Consider the following 347-nt stretch of genomic DNA (forward strand, 5'->3'; position numbering starts at 1 on the left):
AAAACTATTAGCACAAACAGGTTTAACACTAGAGCAAATGGATGTGATTGAGCTGAACGAAGCGTTTGCAGCACAAGCATTGGCGTGTACACGTGACCTAGGTTTAGCCGATGATGATGCACGTGTAAACCCAAATGGTGGTGCAATTGCATTAGGTCATCCATTGGGTGCATCAGGTGCGCGTTTGGTGACGACTGCACTGAATCAACTTGAAGCAACTGGTGGCAAATATGCACTGTGCTCTATGTGTATCGGTGTGGGTCAAGGCATCGCTTTAATTATCGAACGTGTTTAACTATTAAAAACCCCCTCCCTTTTCTCAAGGGAGGTCGGGAGGGATTCTATGC

At 46.1% G+C, this 347-nt stretch carries 1 pseudogene; it reads left to right on the forward strand.

Going from position 1 to position 347, the window contains the following annotated elements:
* Window positions 1–295, forward strand: a pseudogene (locus AC1M9K_RS14585) (acetyl-CoA C-acyltransferase); the annotation flags it as partial.
* Window positions 296–347: the final 52 nt, after the last annotated feature.

The sequence above is a fragment of the Acinetobacter sp. 24-47-67 genome (assembly GCF_056779735.1).